Raw genomic sequence first — 21,119 nt, forward strand, 5'->3', positions numbered from 1 at the left:
TTGGGTTGAATAGTTGAATAAGAAAGGGCCTGGGGGTACAACTCCCCAGGCCCTTTTTATTTGTAGGACACCCACATGACCGACCCCCTCGATAAAGCCACCTCCAGGGCGCCCGCTACCTTGGGCGAGGGCTGTCTGAGTCGCTACGACCCGGATGCGCTGGATGCCGAGGATGGTACTGATTTCCCCGGGGCTGCCCGCTTGTGGGAACAGCTGCAGCAGGACGAACCTTGCGTGCCCCCCGAAAAAGACGTTTGAGCAGTGGTTTGCCGACCATTAATAGAAACACCGGTGCGCCGGCCAGCAGGTAGAAGTAATAGGTCACCGCCCGCCAGATCAGAATCGCCGCCGCGGCCGTGGACTTGCCCACCATGGGCGCCAACAGTGCCGCCGAGGTCAGTTCGGCCGCCCCGGCCCCGCCCGGCAACAGGCTGAATTGCCCTGCCGTCAATGCCAGCATCTGGATCAGGAAGCTCCAGGCCCACTGCACATCGCCGCCCAGGCCACGCAGCGCCAGGTACAACACGCTGTAGCGCAATAACCAATGCAGGCTGGTCAGCGCAAACACTCGTAACAGCGTGTGCCAAGGCAATTTCAGGGTTTGGGTAAAGGCCGCGAGAAAGCGCAGTAACTTGCGCGCCCAGCGTCGGCGGGTGCTGGCGCGTACTTTCAGGGTCTTGAGCGCCAGGCCCGTAAGGCGAATCAGGCGGCGATGAAAACGCACGACCAGCCAGCCGCTGATGATCCCGCCGACCATCGATACCGCGCTGAGCCCCAGCAGCCACTCCATTCGTGGGTTGAGGCTATGGAACAGCGCATACAAGAGAATGCCCGCCAGCGCGCAGAGAAAAAACAGCAAGTCGCTCAACTGGTCCATGGCAAACACCGCACTGCTATGGGCAGGACGTATGCCATTGCGCGCCAGGAGCGCCATCAGTGTCAGGGGCCCTCCGCTGCCCCCAGGCGTAGCGCACATCGCGAACTCGGTGGAGATCACCACGCCAAGGCTTTTGAGCGGCCCCAACTGGCCGCGCTGCTCGCCGAGCAGCAGACGGATGCGCAGGCTGTTGATCAGCCAGCAGCCGATAATCATGGCAAACATCCCCAGCAATTGGGGCAAGGGGAACTGCCGCAGGCGCAACAGGGTTTCGCCGCCGCCCAGCCAAACGGGAATCACCAGCGCGATGAGCAGGGCCAGCAATAACCAGATCAGTCGGCTCATGGCTGCGTCGCCAGCCAGGCGGCCTTAGTCTGTGGAGTGCGCCCAGCATTGAGCAGGCGTTGCAGGGTTTGTAGCCAGGAGCGACGAGAAAACTCGTGGCGCATGTCCACCGGGTGCAGCCCCAACCGGATCACCGGGGCGGTCTGCCAGCGCTGCTCCCGTTGGTCGCTGAGGACTTTGGACAGGCCGCGGCGCCATGCGCTGCGGGCGCTCCAGACCAGGCCTGGGGCGTCGATGCGCGTGAAGTCAGGCAGTCGATAAAGATGCTGCGGGTCGCTGGTGTAACTCAGCGGCAACTGGCGCAATGCCTGGCGGGTGCCGTCGCTCATCAACCAGGCGGGGGCGACAAACCCGTGCAGCGGCCAGTTATTGCGCTGGAATATCTCGATGCCGGCAGTAAGCCGCTTTAAGGCTTCGGCCTGGGACAACTGGTAAAACTCGCCTTCATGGGTATAGATGCGCCGCATGAACCAGTCTTTTGGTGTACGTGGCCTGGGCTGGTCGTCGCAATGATAGTAGCCGTGCAAGGTCAGTTCATCGCCCTTGGCCACGCGGCTGTCGAGCAAGCGGCGAAAGTCGGCGTGGGCGGCCAGGTCGTCATGGTGATGGAAGTCCGGCACCACCAGCCAGGTGATGGGCACGTTGCCCAGCGCATCCACGGCCTGGACAAACGGCCGATAGTCAGCCCAGGTGCTCGGTGCTACATCGTGCAACACCAGCATGACCGAACGCTCAGCCATGGGCGAGCATCGGTTTGTGCGTGCCCAGCACGGCGTGATAATGGCCCAGCAGGCTATCGACTACGGTGTCCCACGCATAATGCTGCTCAACGTGCTGCCGCGCCTGGACGCCCAGGCGTCGGCTGTCGGCACCGAACAGTTCGCGCACCGCGTCAGCCATCGCCTTGGGGTTGTTGGGCGCACACAGCAGGCCACAGCGCTCGTCGATAATTTCAGTGAAGGCCCCGGCCGCAACGGCGACGACCGGGATGCCACAGGCCATGGCTTCCAGGATCACCAGGCCGAAGGTTTCCTGGTCGCCGCCATGCAGCAAGGCGTCGGCGCTGGCCATCAGCCGGGCGACATGCTGGGCAGGGCGGAATCCATCGACTACGGTGACATTATCCGGCACGTTGGCCGGCATGCCCGAACCCACCAGCAGCAAATGGTAGCCGTCGCCCAGGCGCTTCATGCAATTGAGCAGCACCGGCAGGTTTTTCTCCTTGGAACCGCGCCCGGCGAAGATCAACAATCGGGTGTCTTCGCCAATCCCCAGCTCGGCGCGCAGGCCAGGGTCGCGCACGTCTGGGGTGAAGGTCTGCAGGTCCACCCCCAGCGGTTGGACGAAGACATTTCTGACCCCGAGGCCGGTAAGTTTGTCGGCCATCACCTTGCTGGGGGCCAGTACCCGGTCGAAATTCCCGTAGAGCTTGCTGACATAGGCCTCGACGTTGGGCGTAAACCAGGGCCCCATGCGGTTGCTTACCAGCAGCGGCAGGTCGGAGTGGTAAAAGCCGATGACGGGTACGTCCAGCTGGCGCCGGGCATCGAGCGCGGCCCAGGCGGTGAGGTAGGGGTCGCCGACTTCGATAAGATCGGGCTGTAGATCGTGCAGTACATTTCGCCAGGGCGCCAAGCGGAGGGGGAAGCGATAGCCCTTGCCAAAGGGCAGGGCAGGAGCCGGCACCTTGAAGATCCCATCGTGCTCGCTCAAGTGAGCGCCAGGCACCAGCAGGCTGTGGCGAATCCCAGGCTTGAGCGCCAGGCGTCGGTGCTTGGCGTCGAGATAAGTGCGTACGCCGCCACTCGCCGGGGCGTAGAACATGGTTATGTCAGCGATATGCACGATAAACATCCCTCCGATCCATTGCTCTCATTAACGTGGACCTGAGACGCGCAGAGATGTTCGATTGGGATTGATGCTGTGCTGCATGTTCAAGTTTGAAATGCTGGCGAATGTGGGAGGGGCTTGCCCCTGATGAGCGTGGGTATCTACAACTCTCACATAGTGACCGTCAGTAACCACGATGCGAAGCGAGCCGCTCTTGATCTTGATCTTGATCTTGATCTTGATCTGCTTTTGATCTCAGGCGCCCCGTCAAACCACGCTGGCCGGAATTCGACAGGGATTTGGGGGGTAAACCGGCAGGGATGCCGGTTTAGCCGCCCCGCGCCATGGATGGCGCGTGGCGGCGGCCCCCCAAATCCCTGTCGGATTACGGGCACACCGAGCCTGGGCGAGGTGCCGAGTGGTGGGGCAAGAGCCTTTTTGGTTACTTTTGGGGCTCTTTTCCAAAAGTGACCCGCTGTAAAAGCGGAACCATAAGTAGCCGTTGCCCAAATAACGGATATGTACTCGGTCTGATCCAACATTCTGGTCGGCCCTCAGGGCCGCCATCGGGCGCAAGCCCCCTCCCACAGGGTCCAGCGGCGTACCCGAAGTTGTGTCGATACCTGCCCCGGTGAGGGCCGGTCAGTCAGCACATCTGTGGCTGACCCACTCCCATCGAGGGCAAGTCGAATCGTCGCGCCGCCCTCCCACATTTTGACTGAGTACCACCAGGCCCCTCTGTCTATTAGATACGGAAGCTGCCCACCAATTGCTTCAGGCGTGACGCTTGCCGTTCCAGGTCCGAGCAGGCGCGCAGTGTCGATTGCAGGTTTTCCACGCCTTCCTGGTTGAGGGTGTTGATCTCGGTGATGTCCATATTGATCGACTCCACTACAGACGTCTGTTCTTCGGTGGCAGTGGCGACCGACTGGTTCATGCCGTCGATCTCGCCAATACGCTGGGTCACGCTGTTCAAGCGCTCGCCGGCCAGGTTGGCGATTTCCACGCTGTCCAGGCTGTGGCGTTGGCTTTCACTCATGGTGCTCACCGAGTCTCGTGCGCCGACCTGCAGTTCCTCGATCATCTTCTGCACCTGTTGCGCCGATTCCTGGGTGCGGTGGGCCAGGTTGCGCACTTCATCGGCCACTACTGCAAAGCCGCGTCCGGCTTCTCCGGCGCGTGCCGCTTCGATGGCCGCGTTGAGCGCCAGCAGGTTGGTTTGCTGGGAAATGCTAGTGATCACTTCAAGAATCTGGCCGATATTCACGGTTTTGCTATTAAGTGCCTCGATATTGCTGCTCGAGGCGCTGATCATGCTCGACAGCTGCGTCATCGCCTTGATATTGCGTTCAACCACCTGCTGGCCGTCTTCGGCCAAGTGGCGCGCATCGCTGGCCTGGTTGGAGGCTTGGGCGGCGTTGCGGGCGATCTCCTGGGCAGCTGCCCCCAGTTGATTGATGGCGGCGGCAACGCTGTTGGTGCGGTTGGCCTGTTCGTCGGAATTGACCATCGACGAGTTGGAGGCGCTGACCACGCGCAGCGCCACTTCATTGACCTGCTCGGTGGCCGAAGACACTTCGCGAATCGAGGTATGGATACGCTCGACGAAGCGGTTGAAGGCATTGCCAAGGGTGCCGAACTCGTCGTTGTTCTGGATGACCAGGCGGCGGGTCAGGTCGCCTTCGCCGTCGGCGATGTCTTGCATGGCGCGGGTCATCAGGTGCAGCGGTTGCAGCAAGACACGGATCAACATGCCCAGCAGGGCGATGATGATCACCACCGCAATGATCGTGGCGATCACGGCCGAGGTGCGAAATTCACTGAGCATGGCGAACGACTTGGCTTTATCCACCGACACACCCAGGTACCAGTTCACCGATGGCAGGCCCTTGATCGGGGTGAAGGTCACGATGTTGGTTTTGCCGTTGGCTTGTACTTCGCTGAAGTCGCCGCTGATCTTCGGCGTGTCCTTTGGATACACGTCAGCCAGGGTCTTCATCACCAGGGTTTTGTCCGGGTGCACCAGCACTTTGCCGTCGGCACTGACCAGAAACGCATAGCCCATGCCGCCGAAGTCCAGCGCACCGATGTTATCCACCAGGGTTTGCAGGCTGAGGTCGCCGCCTACCACGCCGATGCTCTGGCCGGCCTTGGCGCTGGGGGTGGCTACAGAAATGATCAGTTGACCGGTGGCCGCGTCGATATAGGGTTCGGTCAGGGTTGAGCCGTTGCTGGCCTGGGCGCCCTTGTACCAGGGGCGAACACGCGGATCGAAGCCGTCGGGCATCTTTGTATCAGGGCGGATGGTGAAAGTGCCCTGGCTGTCGCCGACGTAGGTTGCCATGAATGAAGAGGTCAACGCTTTCTGTTCCAGCAGGCTGGCGACCACGGAGGGCTCAGGGTTGATGGCAATATTTTGTGCTGCGTTTTCCACCAGCGCGATACGCCCGGTGAGCCAGGTCTGGATATTGCCGGCGGTAACGTCGCCCATTTCATGCAGGTAGTTATTGAGGTCGTCGCGAATCGCATTGCGTTGCAGGTAGTCGTTGTAGAGGGTGAACAACGCGAAGGCGGCGATGACGATAAGGGAGGCTGCAAGCAGGATTTTGTGGCTGAAGCGCAGATTTTTATTCATGGCTTGTAGGGTCCGCTAAGGTCTTAATATCCGAGGCGCGTCCTGGACGGGAGGCGCAAAATGGCAGCGTCAAAAAAGGTGTGGTATTTCTGGTGATAGCTCCGTTGGTCCATATCGGAATTATCTGACCATTTTTTAGTCTTTGTCGGGCTTACATCTGTCTATATCGACCTTGCGGCACTAAAGATTAACCATAGGTGACGAAATGCCTGACTCCACACAACTGCTTATCGGTGCCGGCCCAGACGGCCAGCCCATCGCCCAGCCCATGCGCCTGGCCAACCGTCATGGGTTGATCGCCGGCGCCACGGGCACCGGCAAGACCGTCACCTTGCAGCGCCTGGCCGAAGCCTTCAGTGATGCGGGTGTGGCGGTGTTCGCCGCCGACATTAAGGGCGACCTTTGCGGCCTGGGCGCCGCTGCCAATCCGCAGGGCAAAGTCGCCGAGCGGATTGCCGGCATGCCATTCCTTGGCTACAAGGCCCAGGCGTACCCCGTTACCCTGTGGGATATCCATGGCCAGTCCGGTCATCCGCTGCGTACCACCATCAGCGAAATGGGCCCGTTATTGCTTGGCAGCCTGCTGGAACTCACCGACAGCCAGCAATCGGCGCTCTACGCGGCCTTCAAGGTGGCGGACCGCGAAGGCCTGTTGCTGCTGGACCTCAAGGACCTCAAGGCGCTCCTTAACCACCTGCGTTACCACCCGGAACTGCTGGGCGAAGACGCGGCGTTGATGACCACGGGTTCCAGCCAGGCGCTGTTGCGGCGCCTGGCGGTATTGGAGCAGCAAGGCGCTGAAGCCCTGTTTGGCGAGCCTGCCCTGCAACTCGAAGATATTCTGCAGCCCGCCAGCGATGGCCGTGGGCGCATCCACCTGTTGGACGCCAGCCGCCTGGTGCATGAAGCGCCCAAGGTGTACGCGACCTTCCTGTTGTGGCTGCTGGCGGAGTTGTTCGAACAGTTGCCGGAGCGCGGCGATGCCGAAAAGCCGCTGTTGGCGCTGTTTTTCGACGAGGCCCATTTGTTGTTCGCCGATACGCCCAGAGCCTTGCAGGAGCGCCTGGAGCAAGTGGTGCGCTTGATCCGCTCCAAAGGTGTCGGCGTGTACTTTGTCACCCAATCGCCGGGCGACCTGCCTGATACGGTGCTGGCGCAGCTGGGCCTGCGTATCCAGCACGGCTTGCGCGCCTTTACCGCAAAAGAACAGAAATCCCTGCGGGCGGTGGCGGATGGTTTTCGGCCCAACCCGGCGTTCGATAGCTTGTCGGTGCTGACAGAGTTGGGCACCGGTGAGGCGTTGGTGGGCACCTTGCAGGAAAAAGGCACGCCAGAAGTCGTCCAGCGTGTGTTGGTTGCCCCCCCGCAATCGCGGATCGGGCCGCTCAGCGAAGCCGAACGTGCGGCCTTGGTCGCCAGTTCGCCACTGCTGGGGCGCTATGACAAGCCGGTTGATCGTGAGTCGGCCTATGAGGTGCTGATGGCGCGCAAGGAACTTGGGCCTACTGCAGAGGCTGCACCGACCGCCGAAGAGCCGAGCTTTACCGACAAGGCTGGTGCATTTCTCGGCACCACTGCCGGCAAGGCGTTGAAGTCAGCGATGCAGCAAGCCGCCAACCAGATGGGGCGCCAGTTGGTGCGTGGCTTGCTGGGTTCGCTGCTGGGCGGCAGCAAGCGCAAATAGCGACTCAGGGCTTGGGCCGGGCGTGGGCGGCCAGCCGTTCCAGGGCTGCGCGCAGGCCCGGGTCGCTGATCCCGTCGGCCGTTGCCTGCAGGGTTTCGGCCGCATTTACCGACAGGTCCAGCGTGTGTCCCACCGTGCGCTGCGGCACGGCGGGCGGCTGTACCTTGAATTGAATGCGCGTCAAACCGGCGAATTCATCGAATACCATCAATTGCCGCTGCAAGCGTTTTTGCTGGTAACGCAAACGGGTCGCCCAATGGCCGTCGGTCACAATTAACAGCAGGTTGCCTTCTCGCCAGGACGCCACGTGGCAGTGTTCACGGGCGGCTGGTTGCAATTGGCTTTCAAGCAGGCGTTGCAAATGACCCAAGCGTTGCGCCTGGCCGTAGATGGCTTTCAACGGCTTGGCTTCGCGGAGCAACACGCCGGGAGCGCGGGCTGTAAGAGGGCGAAATGCCATGTCTGGACACCTTAAGTAACAGAGCGCTCATCTTAACAGAAAGCGCCGGTACGGCCCGGAGCCATGCTTCTGCAGGGCTTTTCCCATGAAATCAATAGGTAACTTCTTCACTTCATGGGTTGAAGTTCCAGCAAAAGCCCTTATTTTAAACAAGCCCTCTCACAGGCCCATGCCAGCATCGGGGAACAACGCCACTTTCCTCACCCACGATTCCGGGTAGAATGCGCGTTCGCATGCGGCCGTGAGGGCTGCTCGGGCCACTGACGGTGCGCCCTCCATCCCTATGTGTGGAAGAACCTGCCGATATGTTTGCGCCTTTGTTAAAGAAACTTTTTGGAAGCAAGAATGAGCGCGAAGTCAAACGCATGCTCAAGACGGTGCAGCTGGTCAATGCCTTCGAAGAGCAGATGGTTGCCCTGTCGGACGAGCAATTGCGCGCCAAGACCGAAGAGTTCAAGGCCCGCATAGCCAAAGGTGAAACCCTCGACAAGCTGCTCCCCGAAGCCTTCGCGGTCGCCCGTGAAGCCGGTAAGCGTGTGATGGGCATGCGCCACTTCGACGTGCAGTTGATTGGCGGCATGACCTTGCATGAAGGCATGATTGCCGAAATGCGTACCGGTGAAGGCAAGACCCTGGTAGCCACCCTGGGTGTCTACCTCAACGCACTGTCCGGCAAGGGCGTGCACGTTGTGACGGTGAACGACTACCTGGCCCGCCGGGACGCCAACTGGATGCGCCCGCTGTATGAATTCCTCGGCCTGACCGTCGGCGTGGTAACGCCGTTCCAGCCGCCGGAAGAAAAGCGCGCCGCCTATGCCGCCGACATCACCTACGGCACCAACAACGAATTCGGTTTCGACTACCTGCGCGACAACATGGCGTTCAGCATGGAAGAAAAATTCCAGCGCGAACTCAACTTTGCCGTGATCGACGAAGTCGACTCCATCCTCATCGACGAAGCCCGTACCCCGCTGATCATCTCCGGCCAGGCCGAAGACAGCTCGCGCCTGTACACCGAGATCAACAAGTTGATCCCGCGCCTGGAACAGCACATCGAAGAAGTCGAAGGCGTGGTGACCAAAGAAGGTCACTTCACCATCGACGAGAAGACCCGCCAGGTCGAACTCAACGAAGCCGGTCACCAGTTCGTCGAAGAGATGCTGACCCAGATCGGCGAGCTGGCAGAAGGTGAAAGCCTGTACTCGGCGCACAACCTGGGCCTGTTGACCCACGTGTATGCCGGCCTGCGCGCCCACAAGCTGTTCCATCGCAACGTCGAATACATCGTCCAGGACGGCCAGGTCGTACTGGTCGACGAACACACCGGCCGTACCATGCCGGGCCGTCGCCTGTCCGAAGGCCTGCACCAGGCCATCGAAGCCAAGGAACACCTCAACATCCAGGCTGAAAGCCAGACGTTGGCGTCCACTACTTTCCAGAACTACTTCCGTCTGTACAACAAACTGTCCGGCATGACCGGTACGGCCGACACCGAAGCGTTCGAATTCCATCAGATCTACGGTCTGTCGGTGGTGGTCATCCCGCCCAACAAGCCGCTGGCCCGTAAAGACTACAACGACCTGGTGTTCCTGACCGCCGAAGAGAAATACGCGGCGATCATCAACGACATCAAGGATGGCATGGCCAAGGGCCGTCCGATCCTGGTGGGTACCGCCACCATCGAGACTTCCGAGCACGTGTCCAACCTGCTCAACAAGGAAGGTATCGAGCACAAGGTCCTCAACGCCAAGTTCCACGAGAAGGAAGCCGAGATCATCGCCCAGGCCGGTCGCCCAGGCGCGCTGACCATCGCCACCAACATGGCCGGTCGTGGTACCGACATCCTGTTGGGCGGTAACTGGGAAGTGGAAGTGGCCTCCCTCGATAACCCGACCCCCGAGCAGATCGCCCAGATCAAGGCTGATTGGCAGAAACGCCACCAGGCTGTGCTCGAATCCGGTGGCTTGCAGGTAATCGCGTCCGAGCGCCACGAATCGCGTCGTATCGACAACCAGCTGCGTGGCCGTGCCGGTCGCCAGGGTGACGCCGGTTCCAGCCGTTTCTACCTGTCGCTGGAAGACAGCCTGATGCGCATCTTCGCCTCGGACCGCGTGAAGAATTTCATGAAGGCCCTGGGCATGCAGTCCGGTGAAGCGATCGAGCACCGCATGGTGACCAACGCCATCGAGAAGGCCCAGCGCAAGGTCGAAGGCCGTAACTTCGACATTCGCAAGCAATTGCTCGAGTTCGATGACGTCAACAACGAACAGCGTAAAGTGATCTATCACATGCGTAACACGTTGCTGGCCGCCGACAATATTGGCGAGACCATCGCCGATTTCCGTCAGGACGTGCTCAACGCCACCGTCAGCGCCCACATCCCGCCACAATCCCTGCCTGAGCAGTGGGATGTCGCCGGCCTGGAAGCCGCGCTGAAGAGCGACTTCGGGGTTGATCTGCCGGTCCAGCAATGGCTGGACGAAGACGATCACCTGTACGAAGAAACCCTGCGCGAAAAACTGATGGCCGAGCTGCTGGCCGCGTACAACGAAAAAGAAGAGCAGGCGAGTGCCGAAGCACTGCGCACCTTCGAGAAGCAAATCGTACTGCGCGTGCTGGACGACCTGTGGAAAGACCACCTGTCGACCATGGACCACCTGCGTCACGGCATCCACCTGCGTGGCTATGCCCAGAAGAACCCAAAGCAGGAGTACAAGCGCGAGTCGTTCACCTTGTTCTCCGAGCTGCTGGATTCGATCAAGCGCGATTCGATCCGCGTGCTGTCCCACGTTCAGGTGCGTCGCGAAGACCCGGTCGAGGAAGAGGCACGCCTGCGCCAGGAAGCCGAGGCACTGGCTGCGCGCATGCAGTTCCAGCATGACGAAGCACCGGGCCTGGAAGCGCCTGAGGCATTGGGCGAAGAGGTCGATGTGGCCCTTGCGCAAACCCCGGTGCGCAACGATCAGAAGCTGGGCCGCAACGAACTGTGCTGGTGCGGTTCGGGCAAGAAGTTCAAACACTGCCATGGCGAAATCAACTAAGATTTTCCCCTGACGCTGCAACACCCCGCGCCGCGACCGGCACTAGCCGTCGCGGCGTTTTGCCATTAATTCCCACCGTCGATCGCGACGGCACAGACATCACCTATTTTTGAGGAGCGCATTCATGGCTGTTGGTCTTGGTCCTTTGCCCACATTGCACCCGGTTGCCGGTTTTGAGCTCGGTATCGCCTCGGCCGGCATCAAGCGCCCGGGGCGCAAGGATGTGGTAGTGATGCGCTGTGCCGAAGGCTCGACCGTCGCCGGTGTGTTCACCCTCAATGCCTTCTGCGCCGCGCCGGTGATCCTGGCCAAGCAGCGCGTGGCCGGCACGATCCGTTACCTGCTCACCAACACCGGCAATGCCAACGCCGGCACCGGCGAGCCTGGCCTGGTGGCCGCGGCGCGCACCTGCGCCAAGCTGGCCCAACTGACCGGCGTGGACGCCAGCCAAGTGCTGCCGTACTCAACCGGCGTGATCGGTGAGCCGCTGCCTGTGGAAAAAATCGAAGGCGCCCTGCAAGCCGCGCTGGATGACCTGTCTGTAGATAACTGGGCGGCTGCGGCCACTGGCATCATGACCACCGACACCTTGCCAAAAGGCGCAAGCCGTCAGTTTGTGCACGACGGCGTGACGGTCACTGTGACCGGCATCAGCAAGGGCGCGGGCATGATCCGCCCGAACATGGCCACCATGCTCGGCTATATCGCCACCGATGCCAAAGTCTCCCGCGACGTGCTGCAGAGCCTGATCCTGGACGCGGCCAACAAGTCGTTCAACCGCATCACCATTGATGGCGACACCTCGACCAACGACTGCTGCATGCTGATTGCTACCGGTCAGGCCGACCTGCCACCCATCACGCAAGCCAGCGGCCCGCTGTTCGCGGCGTTGAAGCAGGCGGTGTTTGAAGTGTGCATGGACGTGGCCCAGGCCATCGTGCGCGACGGCGAGGGCGCGACCAAGTTCGTGACGGTTGAAGTCAATGGCGGCGGCAACCATCAGGAATGCCTGGACGTGGGCTACACCGTGGCGCACTCGCCGCTGATCAAGACCGCGCTGTTTGCCTCGGATCCGAACTGGGGCCGTATCCTGGCGGCTGTCGGTCGTGCCGGCGTGCCGGACCTGGACGTGAGCAAGATCGACGTGTTCCTCGGCGACGTGTGCATCGCCAGCCGCGGTGCTCGCGCCGAAACCTACACCGAAGCCCAGGGCTCGGCGGTGATGCAGCAGGAAGAAATCACCATCCGCATCGAATTGGGGCGCGGCGCGTGCAGCGAAACCATCTGGACCACCGACCTGTCCCACGAGTACGTGAAGATCAATGCGGAATACCGTACCTGATACCAAGAGGAAACTGGCGGTGAAACGAGTGCATGTAGCAGCAGCGGTGATCCGCGGTGTCGATGGCAGGATCCTGCTGGCGCGCCGTGCCGACACCCAGCATCAGGGCGGGCTCTGGGAGTTTCCCGGCGGCAAGGTGGAGGCCGATGAGTCGGTCGCCACGGCCTTGTCACGAGAACTGCAGGAAGAGCTGGGTATCCAGGTCACTACGGCGCGGCCGTTGATCAAGGTGCGGCATGATTACCCGGACAAGCAGGTATTGCTGGACGTCTGGGAAGTCTCGGCCTTTACCGGCGAACCCCATGGTGCCGAAGGGCAGCCGTTGGAATGGGTGACGCAACGGGACTTGGTCAACTATGCGTTCCCGGCGGCAAATGCGCCGATTGTTGCCGCTGCGCGCTTGCCCGCCGAGTACCTGATCACCCCGGGCGAGCTGGAAACCCCAACGCTGTTGCGCGGCATCCAGAAGGCCATTGCAGGGGGTATCAAGCTGGTTCAACTGCGTGCGCCCAACGGCTACGACCCTAAATACCGTGATCTGGCGGTGGATGCGGTTGGCCTGTGTGCCGGCAAGGCGCAATTGATGCTCAAGGGGCCCTTCGAGTGGCTGGGGGATTTCCCTGCTGCTGGCTGGCACATGACCTCGGCGCAATTGCGCAAATACGCGAGCAAGGGCCGCCCGCTGCCGAAGGACCGTTGGTTGGCGGCTTCTTGCCACAATGCTGAAGAGCTGGCGCTGGCAGAGATGATGGACGTGGACTTTGTCACCCTGTCGCCGGTGCAGCCGACCCAGACCCATCCGGATGCGCAGCCGTTGGGTTGGGAGCAGGCGGCGCAGTTGATCACCGGGTTCAGCAAGCCGGTATTCCTGCTGGGCGGGGTTGGGCCTGCGCAGCGGGAGCAGGCGTGGGAAGCCGGAGCGCAAGGTGTGGCTGGGATTCGGGCTTTCTGGCCTGAGGTTTGATGGTGCCCTGACGGGCCTAATCGGGGGCAAGCCCCCTCCCACATTTTGAATTTTAAATACATTCAAGTGTGGGAGGGGGCTTGCCCCCGATAGGGCCTTGCCAGTCACCCGATAGATCTCAGTGTGGCTTGGCAGCGGCCTGCCATAACACTTCGGCAACACCTTGGCGCCGGGCAATCACCCTGGCCGCCACAAACAGCAAGTCAGACAACCGATTGATATACGCCAAACCCACCCCTTCCAACGGCTCCAGCGCATTCAGGTGCTGACACCGCCGCTCAGCACTGCGCGCCAGGCTACGGCACACATGGGCTTGGGCGATCAGCGCCGAACCACCGGGCAGGATGAAGTTCTCCAGCGGCCCCACTTCTTCGTTCCAGCGATCAATCGCCGCTTCCAGCCGATCCACTTCCGCCGCGTTCAGTGCCTTGTACACCGGCATCGCCAGCTCGCCGCCCAGATCGAACAGGCGATGCTGGCACGGCGTGAGCACTTCAATCACATCATTTAACGCCGGGTGCTTGCCGCTTTGTTCTTCCAGGTTGGCCAGCAACAGGCCCAACTGGCTGTTCAGCGTATCCACCTCGCCGATCGCTTCCACGCGCGGGTGGTCCTTGGGCACGCGGCGGCCGTCACCGAGGCCGGTTTCGCCCTTGTCGCCGGTACGGGTGTAGATTTTCGACAGGCGAAAGCCCATGGTCAGTGCTCCAGTTGGGTGAGTTCTGTAGGGGACAATTGGCTGCCGGCCAGGGGCAGGCGCAAGGTAAAGCAGGTGCCTTGGCCTGGGGTGGAATGCACTTCCATCTGGCCCTTGTGGTTGTTGGTGATGATGAAATACGACACCGACAACCCAAGCCCGGTGCCCTGGCCAATTTCCTTGGTGGTGAAGAACGGTTCGAAGGTGCGCTTGCGCACGTTTTCGCTCATGCCGATGCCGTTGTCTTCCACCTGTATTTCTGCCCACGGCGGGTTGAGGCGGGTGCGCAGGATAATACGCCCCGGCTCGCTGTCGTCTTCGCGCAGGTGAATGGCTTGGGCGGCGTTCTTCAGCAGGTTGAGCAGCACTTGTTCCAGCTCGTTGGCGGTGCCGGGCACGGGGCCCAATTGCGGGTCGAACTGACGGATGATCGCCTGGCCCTTGAAGTCGAAGCCGATGGTCAGGTCGAAATCGTTGCCGGCGATTTCCACGGCCTGGTCGATCAAGGCCGGCAAGTCGCAGGGGGCCATCTGGCGATTACTGCGGCGGCTGAAACTGAGCATATGGGTGACGATTTTCGCCGCCCGCGCCCCGGCCTGCTGAATACCGTCGAGCAACTGCGGGACTTCGCGGCCTTGCAGGTAACGATTGACCGTGTCCAGCTCGATGCCCACCTGCTCGGCGTACTCCAGGTTCTTGGGCAGCTCCGAAGACAGGCGGCGACGGATGTTCTGCACGTTATGCAGGATCGCGCCCAGTGGGTTGTTGATTTCGTGGGCCATGCCGGCGGCCAGGCCGCCCACCGAGAGCATTTTTTCCGACTGCACCATCATTTCTTCCAGGGACAGGCGTTGGGTGATGTCGTCGATTCGGATCACCACGCCACGCCCGGCACCACCCATCAACGGGTAGAACGTCAGGGCGTAATGCTTGGGTTCATCGTCCTTGATCCAGGTGACCCGCTCGATCCGTTCAACTGTGTGTTGCTCCACCGTGGCCTTGATTTGCGGCAGGTATGGTTTGAGCGGCTGGAAGGCAAGGAAGATCGGCTGGTTCAGGGCTTCGTCCAGGCGCGTGCCGGAAAGGGCGGTGGCTTCCTGGTTCCACTGGGTGACATAGAGCTGTTCATCCAGGGCGATCAGCGCCGAGGGCATCGAGTCGATAATGCTGTTGAGGTAGTTCTGGAAGCCCGTGAGCTTTTTCTCGATCTTGCTGCGCACCTGGACTTCCAGTTCCAGCTTGCGGTTGGTATGCCGGGTCTCTTCGGCCAGCCCCTGGGCCTGGTCGTAAGCAGCCTGGGAATCGTCACGCGCACGCTTGAGCTGCTGCTCGCGGGCTTCGATACGCGACAACATGGTGTTGAAGGCTTCGGCCAGGCTGCCGATCTCGTCATGGTTGCCAGGCCCGGCGCGCAGGGCGTAGTTCTCTTCACGGGTGACCTGCCGCGACAGTTCTTCCAGTTCGTGGATGGGCCGCGTGATCAGACGTTTGATTTGCCGGGCGATGACCAGCCACAACAGCACGCTGAAAATCAGGATGCCCAGGCTCGCGGTCAGCGTGCCAGTATAGAAGGCCACCGGCAGCTCACTGCTGGCCACCAGCAGTAAATGCCCGGAAGGCTGGGTGCCGCGGGGCAGGGTGATGACCTGGTTGCTGCGAAACTCGGTCAGGCGCCAGGCCTCGATATGCCGGTAATTGTCCGGCAGGTGCAGGCGGTCGCCGTGCTGCATCTGCGCCAGACGGTTGCCTTCACCGTCGTAGAGTGCGGCGGCGCGCAGTGGTGAGTAGCTGGTCAGTTCATTGAGCAGCGCCTCGGCCTTGGCCGGGGATTCGAGCGCGTCGGCGGCGAGCGATGGGTTGGACACCAGTCGGCCAATGGCCTGCAATGCCTGGGGCGCCATGCTTTCCTGGGAGATCCAGTAGGCGGCGCTGATAAATGTGAGATTGGCCACCAGCAACACCGTGGTCAATAGCACCAGCAGAGCCACCAGCAGTTTCTGCCCTACCGGTAGATTTTCAAGACGCTGGCGCAGTGGCATCAGGGTTTTCCCAGGTGATAGACAGGTAGGCAGGGTAGCGCGTGCCTCAGTCGCTGGCGAATCCGCGTGCGAGCAAATGCTCCACCAGGCGCGCTTGCAACTGTTGCAGATGCGGCAATGCCAACCGGTGGCGGGCCGCGGCCTGGCAAGCGTAGCCCAGCAGGTAGCTGATCTCGGTACGCCGGGCGTTGGCGACATCCTGGTACATGGACGAGTAATTGGCGGCGGTGGCCTGGATCACACGCTCCACTTCGTTGTGCAGGTCCTGTGCCGCCGCAGGCTGGCCGCAGCACTCCAGCAGTTCGGCCAGTTCGGCGCAGAGCGTGGCGACCTCACACTGATGGTCTTGCAAGCCGCCGTTGCGGCATTGGTAAAGCACGGTCAACGGGTTGATGGCGCAATTGAGCGCCAGCTTGCGCCAAAGCCGCGTGAGGATATCGGTGGCCCATTCGTGAGGAATGCTCGCAGCTTGCAGGTCGTCCAACCATAGCGGTGGGGTGGGATGGTTTGCGTCGCCCAGCCAGGTGTAGCCATGGCCGGCAAACACTACCCGCCAATCGCCATCGCGAAATGCGCCTTCGGTGCTGGACGCGTAGATGCAGCGGGCCGACGGCACTTGTGCAGCCACGGCGTCCTGGCTGCCGAGACCGTTCTGCAGCAGGATCAGTTCGGCATCCGGTGCCAGTCGAGGTTGCAATTGGGCGATAGCGCGTTGGGCGTCGTAGGCTTTGCATGCCACCAGCAGCCGATGAATCGGCTCCGGGCTTTCGGCTGTTTCGCCAATCACCGCATAGGTGTGTTCCACACCGTGCTCAACCAGGGTCAGGCCCTGACCGGCTCGATAGCTGGCCAGGCGCGCCTCATTACGCAGGATCAGCCTGACCGGCACGCCGGCACGCGCCAGTCGCGTGGCCCAGAGGGTGCCCAGGCTGCCTGCGCCGAGAATATGCCAGGGGGTCGACATCAGTTTGTGCTCCGTAGGGTCGCTCACAGTGAACGGGGCGAAAGAACCGCTATAATGCCTCGGCATTTTAGCTCGGGCGCGCTCCATCTTTACTGAGCCCGCCCCTTATATTGGAGAAATCACATGCCTTCGTTCGACGTGGTATCTGAACTGGACAAACACGAAGTCACCAACGCCGTCGAGAACGCCGTCAAGGAACTGGACCGTCGCTATGACTTGAAAGGCAAGGGCAGCTTCGAATTCAAGGAAAAGGAACTGACCGTCAACCTGACCGCTGAAGCCGATTTCCAGCTGGAAGCGATGATCGAGATCCTCAAGCTGGCCCTGGTCAAGCGCAAGATCGACGTGCAGTGCCTTGAAGTCAAGGACGCCTACGCCTCCGGCAAGCTGATGAAGCAGGAAGCCGTGCTCAAGGAAGGCATCGACAAGGAGCTGGCGAAGAAGATCGTCGCGCATATCAAGGATGCCAAGCTGAAAGTCCAGGCCGCCATCCAGGGCGAGCAGGTGCGTGTCACCGGCAAGAAGCGCGACGACCTGCAAGAGGCCATCGCGGCCCTGCGTGCCAAGACCTTCGACATGCCGCTGCAGTTCAATAACTTCCGCGACTGATGGCACTTTGGGGAACCTGTGGGGGTTTTTGACGTCCCACGCCCCAGACTCAGCGCCTACAATTGAGCCCTACGGGGCTCAATTGCGTTTTCAGGCAGTCAATCAAGCCGCATATCCGCAAAGACAGGAGAAGCTACATGGATTTAAACGCAGAAGTGGATCATTTGATCAAGACCTCCCAGTCCTGGATCCCGATGATCATGGAATACGGCAGCCGTGTATTGCTGGCCATGCTGACCCTGGCCATCGGCTGGTGGCTGATCAACAAACTGACCCATCGCGTGGGCCGCTTGCTCGCGGTACGCAACGCTGACCTTGCGCTGCAGCACTTCATTACCAGCCTGGCGAACATCGTGCTCAAGGTCATGCTGGTGGTCAGCGTGGCCTCGATGATCGGTGTGGAAACCACCTCGTTCGTCGCCGCTATCGGCGCCGCGACCCTGGCCATCGGCCTGGCATTGCAAGGCAGCCTGGCCAACTTCGCCGGTGGCGTGCTGATCCTGCTGTTCCGCCCGTTCCGCATTGGCGACTGGATCGAAGCCCAAGGCACCTCCGGCACCGTCGACAGCATCCAGATTTTCCACACAGTGCTGCGTACCGGCGACAACAAGACGGTGATCCTGCCTAACGGCATCCTGTCCAACGGCATCATCACCAACACCAACCGCCAGCCAACCCGCAAGGTAGTGTTTGACGTCGGTGTGGATTACGAGGCAGACCTGCAAAAAGCTCGCGAAGTGCTGCTGGAACTGGCCAAAGACCCACGGGTGCTGGCTGACCCTGCACCGGTGGCGGTGGTTTCGACCTTGGGCGACAGCTCCATTACCGTTTCCCTGCGCTGCTGGACCAGTACCCCGGATTATTGGGACGTGATGTTCATGTTTAACGAACTGGCGCGTGATCGTTTGAAAGCAGCGGGGATTGATATTCCGTTTCCGCAGCGGGTTATTCGTGTGATGCAGGAAAGTGCGGCGAAATAATTTGGCGCTAGACTGTCGAACTTGGCCGATAGGTCAGCTTCGGTAAACTAGTTACTTAGCTTGCTAGTTGTTTTTTTGGTTGAAACAAAACTGCAATAAAAAAGCCGCTCCTTGTTTAAACAGGGAGCGGCTTTTTTGTTTAAGGCCGAAGCCTCAAGTCATCGCTGTAACGAAACCTGTCATTACAAGATGTTCAACGGGTATTGCGCGATCAGACGCAGTTCGTCGATAGAGGCAGAACCATAGTAAACGCCATCAGACGAACGATAGGTTGCCTGACGGATACGCAGGCTCAGGTCTTTAGCTGGGCCGCTCTGGATCACGTACTTGCCTTCGATATCGCGTTCCCACTCTTTACCGTTCGACGTGGTGCCAGTGTTGGCGCCGCTACCGGTTACGTAACGAGTCATGAAGCTCAGGCCAGGAATGCCGAAGGTTGCCATGTTGATGTCGTAGCGCGCCTGGAACGATTTCTCGCCCTCGGCGTTGAAGTCGGAACGGGCGATGGAGTTAGCCAGGAACACAGTGCCGCCACCGTCTACGCCGTATGCGTAATCGCCGTCACCGCTGACCTTTTGGGCTGCCAGGGTGAAGGTGTGGGCGCCAAGGGTGTATGCGCCTTGCAAGCTGAACGCACGGTTGTCGAGCTTGGTGGTGCCATCTTTTTCTGCGCGGGTCAGGCCCGCACCATCGCTTTTGGTACTGTATATGTTGAAATCGACAGCAACGGATTGGTCATCGCTGAGGGCGTGAGTCCAGTTCACGTTGGCGTAGAGTTTCTTCCAGTAGTCTTCTACTTTCGAGTAGTAGAGGCTGGTGGTGAATTCTGGTGTCCAGGAATACACGCCACCGACGAAGTTGGCGTCTCGCAGGCCAGTACTGGTACCGGGTTCAGCGCTGGAGATACTGTCTTTGTAGGTGTGGTCTTGAGCAACAATCGAGGTGAAGTGACCGGCCTCCAGCTTAAGATCCTTGATTTCGTTGCTGGTGATGGAGATGCCTTGAGGCAGTTCCGGCAGCAAGCGGCTGTCATCGGAGGCGAACACTGGCGCGGTGGTGTATTGATCACCGACCTTCAGCACAGTGTTGGAGATGCGGAATTTAACCGCTCCGCCGCCTTTGGAGTATTCATCCTGCGAACGACCATCGGAGCCGGTTGGGAACAGACCGGTGCCGGAACGGCCTTTGCCGCTGTCCAGTTTCACGCCCAAGAGGCCAATGACATCAACACCGAAACCGACGGTACCCTGAGTGAAGCCCGACTGATACAGACCGTTGAAACCCAGACCTGTCTCGTTGGTGTAGCTCTTGCCGGAGTCGTTGTTGCGGAAGTCCCGACGGAAGTTCAGCAAGCGGGTGTTGATGCTGAAAGTACTGTCTTCAACAAAGCCCTTGGAATCGTCCTGGGCGGACGCCATTGCGAACTGCGAGGTGCCTGCTGAAACAGCCAGGGCGATCATGCTCCACTTCATCACGCGCATCGTGATTTGCTCCTTTGGTTTTAGGAAGAGTACTGCCGTCCCACCTATATTTTTATCTGGGCGGCTCTTTCTTTATTTGTGTCGGCGCAAAGTTATATCACGCAGACTCTAATGACGATACTTACCCATCTTTCCTTTCAGCTTCTTTACGAGGCTGTCGTAAATCGCTAGATCCATGTCGCAAATTCACAGCCCGAATGTAACCGGGCTGACAACTTCAATGCTCTTTTCCTACATCTTTCTAACTTTGAAGGCTTCCTTGATGCGCATTGAACCGCCGCTGGTTTTTATCGCGAAACACCTGCTTCCAAACGGGTGCCGTTGCCGACGATATGAGGGTGAATGCAACAAGCGTGCTCAAACGGGTAGCCGAATGTCATTTTTTCGTGAAAAGCGTGAAGAGAGTGTAAAAACCGCATAAACACGGGGCCTTTAGACCCTTTGGTTCGAGCTTGGCGCCGGGCTGTTACACCTGTGCGTTCATTCACAAAAGCGTTCGCCTGGGTAAAACGTTACCGGTCCACCCCATCAGTGGGTACTTGGCGGATCCCTTTGATGCACAAGCGAGTCATTTTGGTGCGTGCCGCCGAGGCCCGAGGTAGCGTGTTCGACTGTGCGCCTGCCTCGAAAGGGTGCGTAGTTTTTATCCGATTGCCTCAAGGCTTGTGCCCATTCGCCGTGAACGCGTGGGCATTCGAAGGTATGCTGGGCGCCTGAAACTGACCTGCCGAACGGAGTGCCCACGTGTTCGCCCTAGATCAACGCCTGCAACAAGATACCCTGGCCATTGGGGACTTCCCGCTGTGTCGCCTGCTGCTGTCCAATGACTCGAACTACCCCTGGTTTATCCTGGTACCGCGCATCGACAATATCAGCGAAGTGTTTCAACTGGATGTCGCAGATCAACAAACCTTGTGGCAAGAGACGACGGCCCTGGCGCAGCTGCTCAATGAAGGGCTGGCCGCCGATAAGATGAACATCGGCGCGCTGGGCAACGTGGTCAACCAGTTGCATGTGCACGTGATCGTGCGTAAACGCGATGACGCCGCCTGGCCGGCTCCGGTGTGGGGCAAACATCCCGCCCAGCCTTATAACCACGAGCAAGTGTCGGCGATGCGCGCTCTTTTGCGTGAGCTATTGCCCGCCGAATTCATCTTTACCCAGGACTGAA

General features: G+C 60.3%; 16 protein-coding genes and 1 pseudogene. 7 read left to right on the forward strand and 10 right to left on the reverse strand.

Annotation, left to right across the window (positions count from 1 at the left end; all coding sequences use genetic code 11):
- Positions 1 to 115 precede the first annotated feature (115 nt).
- From gpgF to NMB39_RS05805, 5 genes and pseudogenes are all read right to left on the reverse strand, one after another.
- A complete protein-coding gene (gene gpgF, locus NMB39_RS05785; RefSeq protein ID WP_367236892.1) occupies positions 116 to 1,222 on the reverse strand; it encodes a glucosaminyl phosphatidylglycerol flippase in 1,107 nt (368 codons plus the stop codon).
- The gene (gene gpgD, locus NMB39_RS05790; RefSeq protein WP_198720249.1) at positions 1,219 to 1,962 is read right to left on the reverse strand and encodes an N-acetylglucosaminyl phosphatidylglycerol deacetylase; all 744 of its coding nucleotides are present in this window, start codon (positions 1,960 to 1,962) and stop codon (positions 1,219 to 1,221) included. The genes gpgF and gpgD overlap by 4 nt, the downstream gene beginning before the upstream one ends.
- Complete coding sequence (gene gpgS / locus NMB39_RS05795; protein ID WP_057021625.1) at positions 1,955 to 3,076, reverse strand: N-acetylglucosaminyl phosphatidylglycerol synthase; 1,122 nt, start codon at positions 3,074 to 3,076, stop codon at positions 1,955 to 1,957. Before gpgS ends, gpgD begins: the two co-directional genes overlap by 8 nt.
- A 721-nt stretch (positions 3,077 to 3,797) precedes the next feature.
- Positions 3,798 to 4,562, reverse strand: a complete 765-nt coding sequence (locus NMB39_RS05800; protein ID WP_370881239.1) for a methyl-accepting chemotaxis protein — start codon at positions 4,560 to 4,562, stop codon at positions 3,798 to 3,800.
- Positions 4,563 to 4,703: 141 nt separating this feature from the next.
- Positions 4,704 to 5,687, reverse strand: a pseudogene (locus tag NMB39_RS05805) (HAMP domain-containing protein); the annotation flags it as partial.
- Between the two features lie 205 nt (positions 5,688 to 5,892).
- Between NMB39_RS05805 and NMB39_RS05810 the strand changes: the two are divergent.
- Complete coding sequence (locus NMB39_RS05810; protein ID WP_494339538.1) at positions 5,893 to 7,371, forward strand: helicase HerA-like domain-containing protein; 1,479 nt, start codon at positions 5,893 to 5,895, stop codon at positions 7,369 to 7,371.
- A gap of 4 nt (positions 7,372 to 7,375) precedes the next feature.
- On the opposite strand, the gene NMB39_RS05815 is transcribed toward NMB39_RS05810, so the two are convergent.
- Positions 7,376 to 7,831, reverse strand: coding sequence for a DUF721 domain-containing protein (locus tag NMB39_RS05815; protein ID WP_494339537.1), 456 nt, complete (start codon positions 7,829 to 7,831; stop codon positions 7,376 to 7,378).
- 305 nt (positions 7,832 to 8,136) lie between these two features.
- Here NMB39_RS05815 and secA point away from each other — a divergent pair, with 305 nt between their 5' ends.
- The 3 genes from secA to NMB39_RS05830 all read left to right on the forward strand — a co-directional run bounded on the left by secA (position 8,137) and on the right by NMB39_RS05830 (position 13,178).
- A complete protein-coding gene (gene secA / locus NMB39_RS05820) occupies positions 8,137 to 10,872 on the forward strand; it encodes a preprotein translocase subunit SecA (RefSeq protein WP_056847614.1) in 2,736 nt (911 codons plus the stop codon).
- A gap of 124 nt (positions 10,873 to 10,996) precedes the next feature.
- Positions 10,997 to 12,214, forward strand: coding sequence for a bifunctional glutamate N-acetyltransferase/amino-acid acetyltransferase ArgJ (gene argJ / locus NMB39_RS05825; RefSeq protein ID WP_056847615.1), 1,218 nt, complete (start codon positions 10,997 to 10,999; stop codon positions 12,212 to 12,214).
- Positions 12,215 to 12,233: 19 nt separating this feature from the next.
- The gene (locus NMB39_RS05830) at positions 12,234 to 13,178 is read left to right on the forward strand and encodes a Nudix family hydrolase (RefSeq protein WP_057021791.1); all 945 of its coding nucleotides are present in this window, start codon (positions 12,234 to 12,236) and stop codon (positions 13,176 to 13,178) included.
- Positions 13,179 to 13,296: 118 nt separating this feature from the next.
- Here the strand turns inward: NMB39_RS05830 and NMB39_RS05835 are convergent, their stop codons facing one another.
- From NMB39_RS05835 to NMB39_RS05845, 3 genes are read right to left on the reverse strand one after another with little or no spacing between them, the layout of a single operon-like run.
- On the reverse strand, positions 13,297 to 13,875 hold the full coding sequence (locus NMB39_RS05835; protein ID WP_046069325.1) for a cob(I)yrinic acid a,c-diamide adenosyltransferase: 579 nt from the start codon (positions 13,873 to 13,875) through the stop codon (positions 13,297 to 13,299).
- A 2-nt stretch (positions 13,876 to 13,877) separates the two neighbouring features.
- Positions 13,878 to 15,914, reverse strand: a complete 2,037-nt coding sequence (locus NMB39_RS05840) for a sensor histidine kinase (protein WP_494339536.1) — start codon at positions 15,912 to 15,914, stop codon at positions 13,878 to 13,880.
- A gap of 46 nt (positions 15,915 to 15,960) precedes the next feature.
- Entirely contained in the window at positions 15,961 to 16,878 is a 918-nt protein-coding gene (locus tag NMB39_RS05845) for a putative 2-dehydropantoate 2-reductase (RefSeq protein WP_494339535.1), read from the reverse strand.
- A 123-nt stretch (positions 16,879 to 17,001) separates the two neighbouring features.
- On the opposite strand from NMB39_RS05845, the gene NMB39_RS05850 reads away from it, so the two are divergent.
- Together NMB39_RS05850 and NMB39_RS05855 are read left to right on the forward strand one after the other, a co-directional pair.
- On the forward strand, positions 17,002 to 17,487 hold the full coding sequence (locus NMB39_RS05850; protein ID WP_003193880.1) for a YajQ family cyclic di-GMP-binding protein: 486 nt from the start codon (positions 17,002 to 17,004) through the stop codon (positions 17,485 to 17,487).
- Positions 17,488 to 17,624: 137 nt separating this feature from the next.
- Positions 17,625 to 18,467, forward strand: coding sequence for a mechanosensitive ion channel family protein (locus tag NMB39_RS05855; RefSeq protein WP_043051423.1), 843 nt, complete (start codon positions 17,625 to 17,627; stop codon positions 18,465 to 18,467).
- A gap of 182 nt (positions 18,468 to 18,649) precedes the next feature.
- On the opposite strand, the gene NMB39_RS05860 is transcribed toward NMB39_RS05855, so the two are convergent.
- Positions 18,650 to 19,948: an OprD family porin gene (locus NMB39_RS05860; protein WP_056847618.1), complete on the reverse strand. Its 1,299-nt coding sequence runs from the start codon at positions 19,946 to 19,948 to the stop codon at positions 18,650 to 18,652.
- A 744-nt stretch (positions 19,949 to 20,692) separates the two neighbouring features.
- Between NMB39_RS05860 and NMB39_RS05865 the strand changes: the two genes are divergently transcribed.
- Positions 20,693 to 21,118, forward strand: coding sequence for an HIT domain-containing protein (locus NMB39_RS05865; protein ID WP_057021617.1), 426 nt, complete (start codon positions 20,693 to 20,695; stop codon positions 21,116 to 21,118).
- Position 21,119 lies beyond the last annotated feature (1 nt).

This window comes from Pseudomonas sp. FBCC-B545, assembly GCF_059134095.1.

What these genes read in the sequence shown, in the direction of transcription:
- gpgF (WP_367236892.1), bottom strand. Translation starts at nt 1,222, where the DNA reads ATGAGCCGACTGATCTGGTTATTGCTGGCCCTGCTCATCGCGCTGGTG.
- gpgD (WP_198720249.1), bottom strand. Translation starts at nt 1,962, where the DNA reads ATGGCTGAGCGTTCGGTCATGCTGGTGTTGCACGATGTAGCACCGAGC.
- gpgS (WP_057021625.1), bottom strand. Translation starts at nt 3,076, where the DNA reads ATGTTTATCGTGCATATCGCTGACATAACCATGTTCTACGCCCCGGCG.
- NMB39_RS05800 (WP_370881239.1), bottom strand. Translation starts at nt 4,562, where the DNA reads ATGGTCAATTCCGACGAACAGGCCAACCGCACCAACAGCGTTGCCGCC.
- NMB39_RS05810 (WP_494339538.1), top strand. Translation starts at nt 5,893, where the DNA reads ATGCCTGACTCCACACAACTGCTTATCGGTGCCGGCCCAGACGGCCAG.
- NMB39_RS05815 (WP_494339537.1), bottom strand. Translation starts at nt 7,831, where the DNA reads ATGGCATTTCGCCCTCTTACAGCCCGCGCTCCCGGCGTGTTGCTCCGC.
- secA (WP_056847614.1), top strand. Translation starts at nt 8,137, where the DNA reads ATGTTTGCGCCTTTGTTAAAGAAACTTTTTGGAAGCAAGAATGAGCGC.
- argJ (WP_056847615.1), top strand. Translation starts at nt 10,997, where the DNA reads ATGGCTGTTGGTCTTGGTCCTTTGCCCACATTGCACCCGGTTGCCGGT.
- NMB39_RS05835 (WP_046069325.1), bottom strand. Translation starts at nt 13,875, where the DNA reads ATGGGCTTTCGCCTGTCGAAAATCTACACCCGTACCGGCGACAAGGGC.
- NMB39_RS05840 (WP_494339536.1), bottom strand. Translation starts at nt 15,914, where the DNA reads ATGCCACTGCGCCAGCGTCTTGAAAATCTACCGGTAGGGCAGAAACTG.
- NMB39_RS05845 (WP_494339535.1), bottom strand. Translation starts at nt 16,878, where the DNA reads ATGTCGACCCCCTGGCATATTCTCGGCGCAGGCAGCCTGGGCACCCTC.
- NMB39_RS05850 (WP_003193880.1), top strand. Translation starts at nt 17,002, where the DNA reads ATGCCTTCGTTCGACGTGGTATCTGAACTGGACAAACACGAAGTCACC.
- NMB39_RS05855 (WP_043051423.1), top strand. Translation starts at nt 17,625, where the DNA reads ATGGATTTAAACGCAGAAGTGGATCATTTGATCAAGACCTCCCAGTCC.
- NMB39_RS05860 (WP_056847618.1), bottom strand. Translation starts at nt 19,948, where the DNA reads ATGCGCGTGATGAAGTGGAGCATGATCGCCCTGGCTGTTTCAGCAGGC.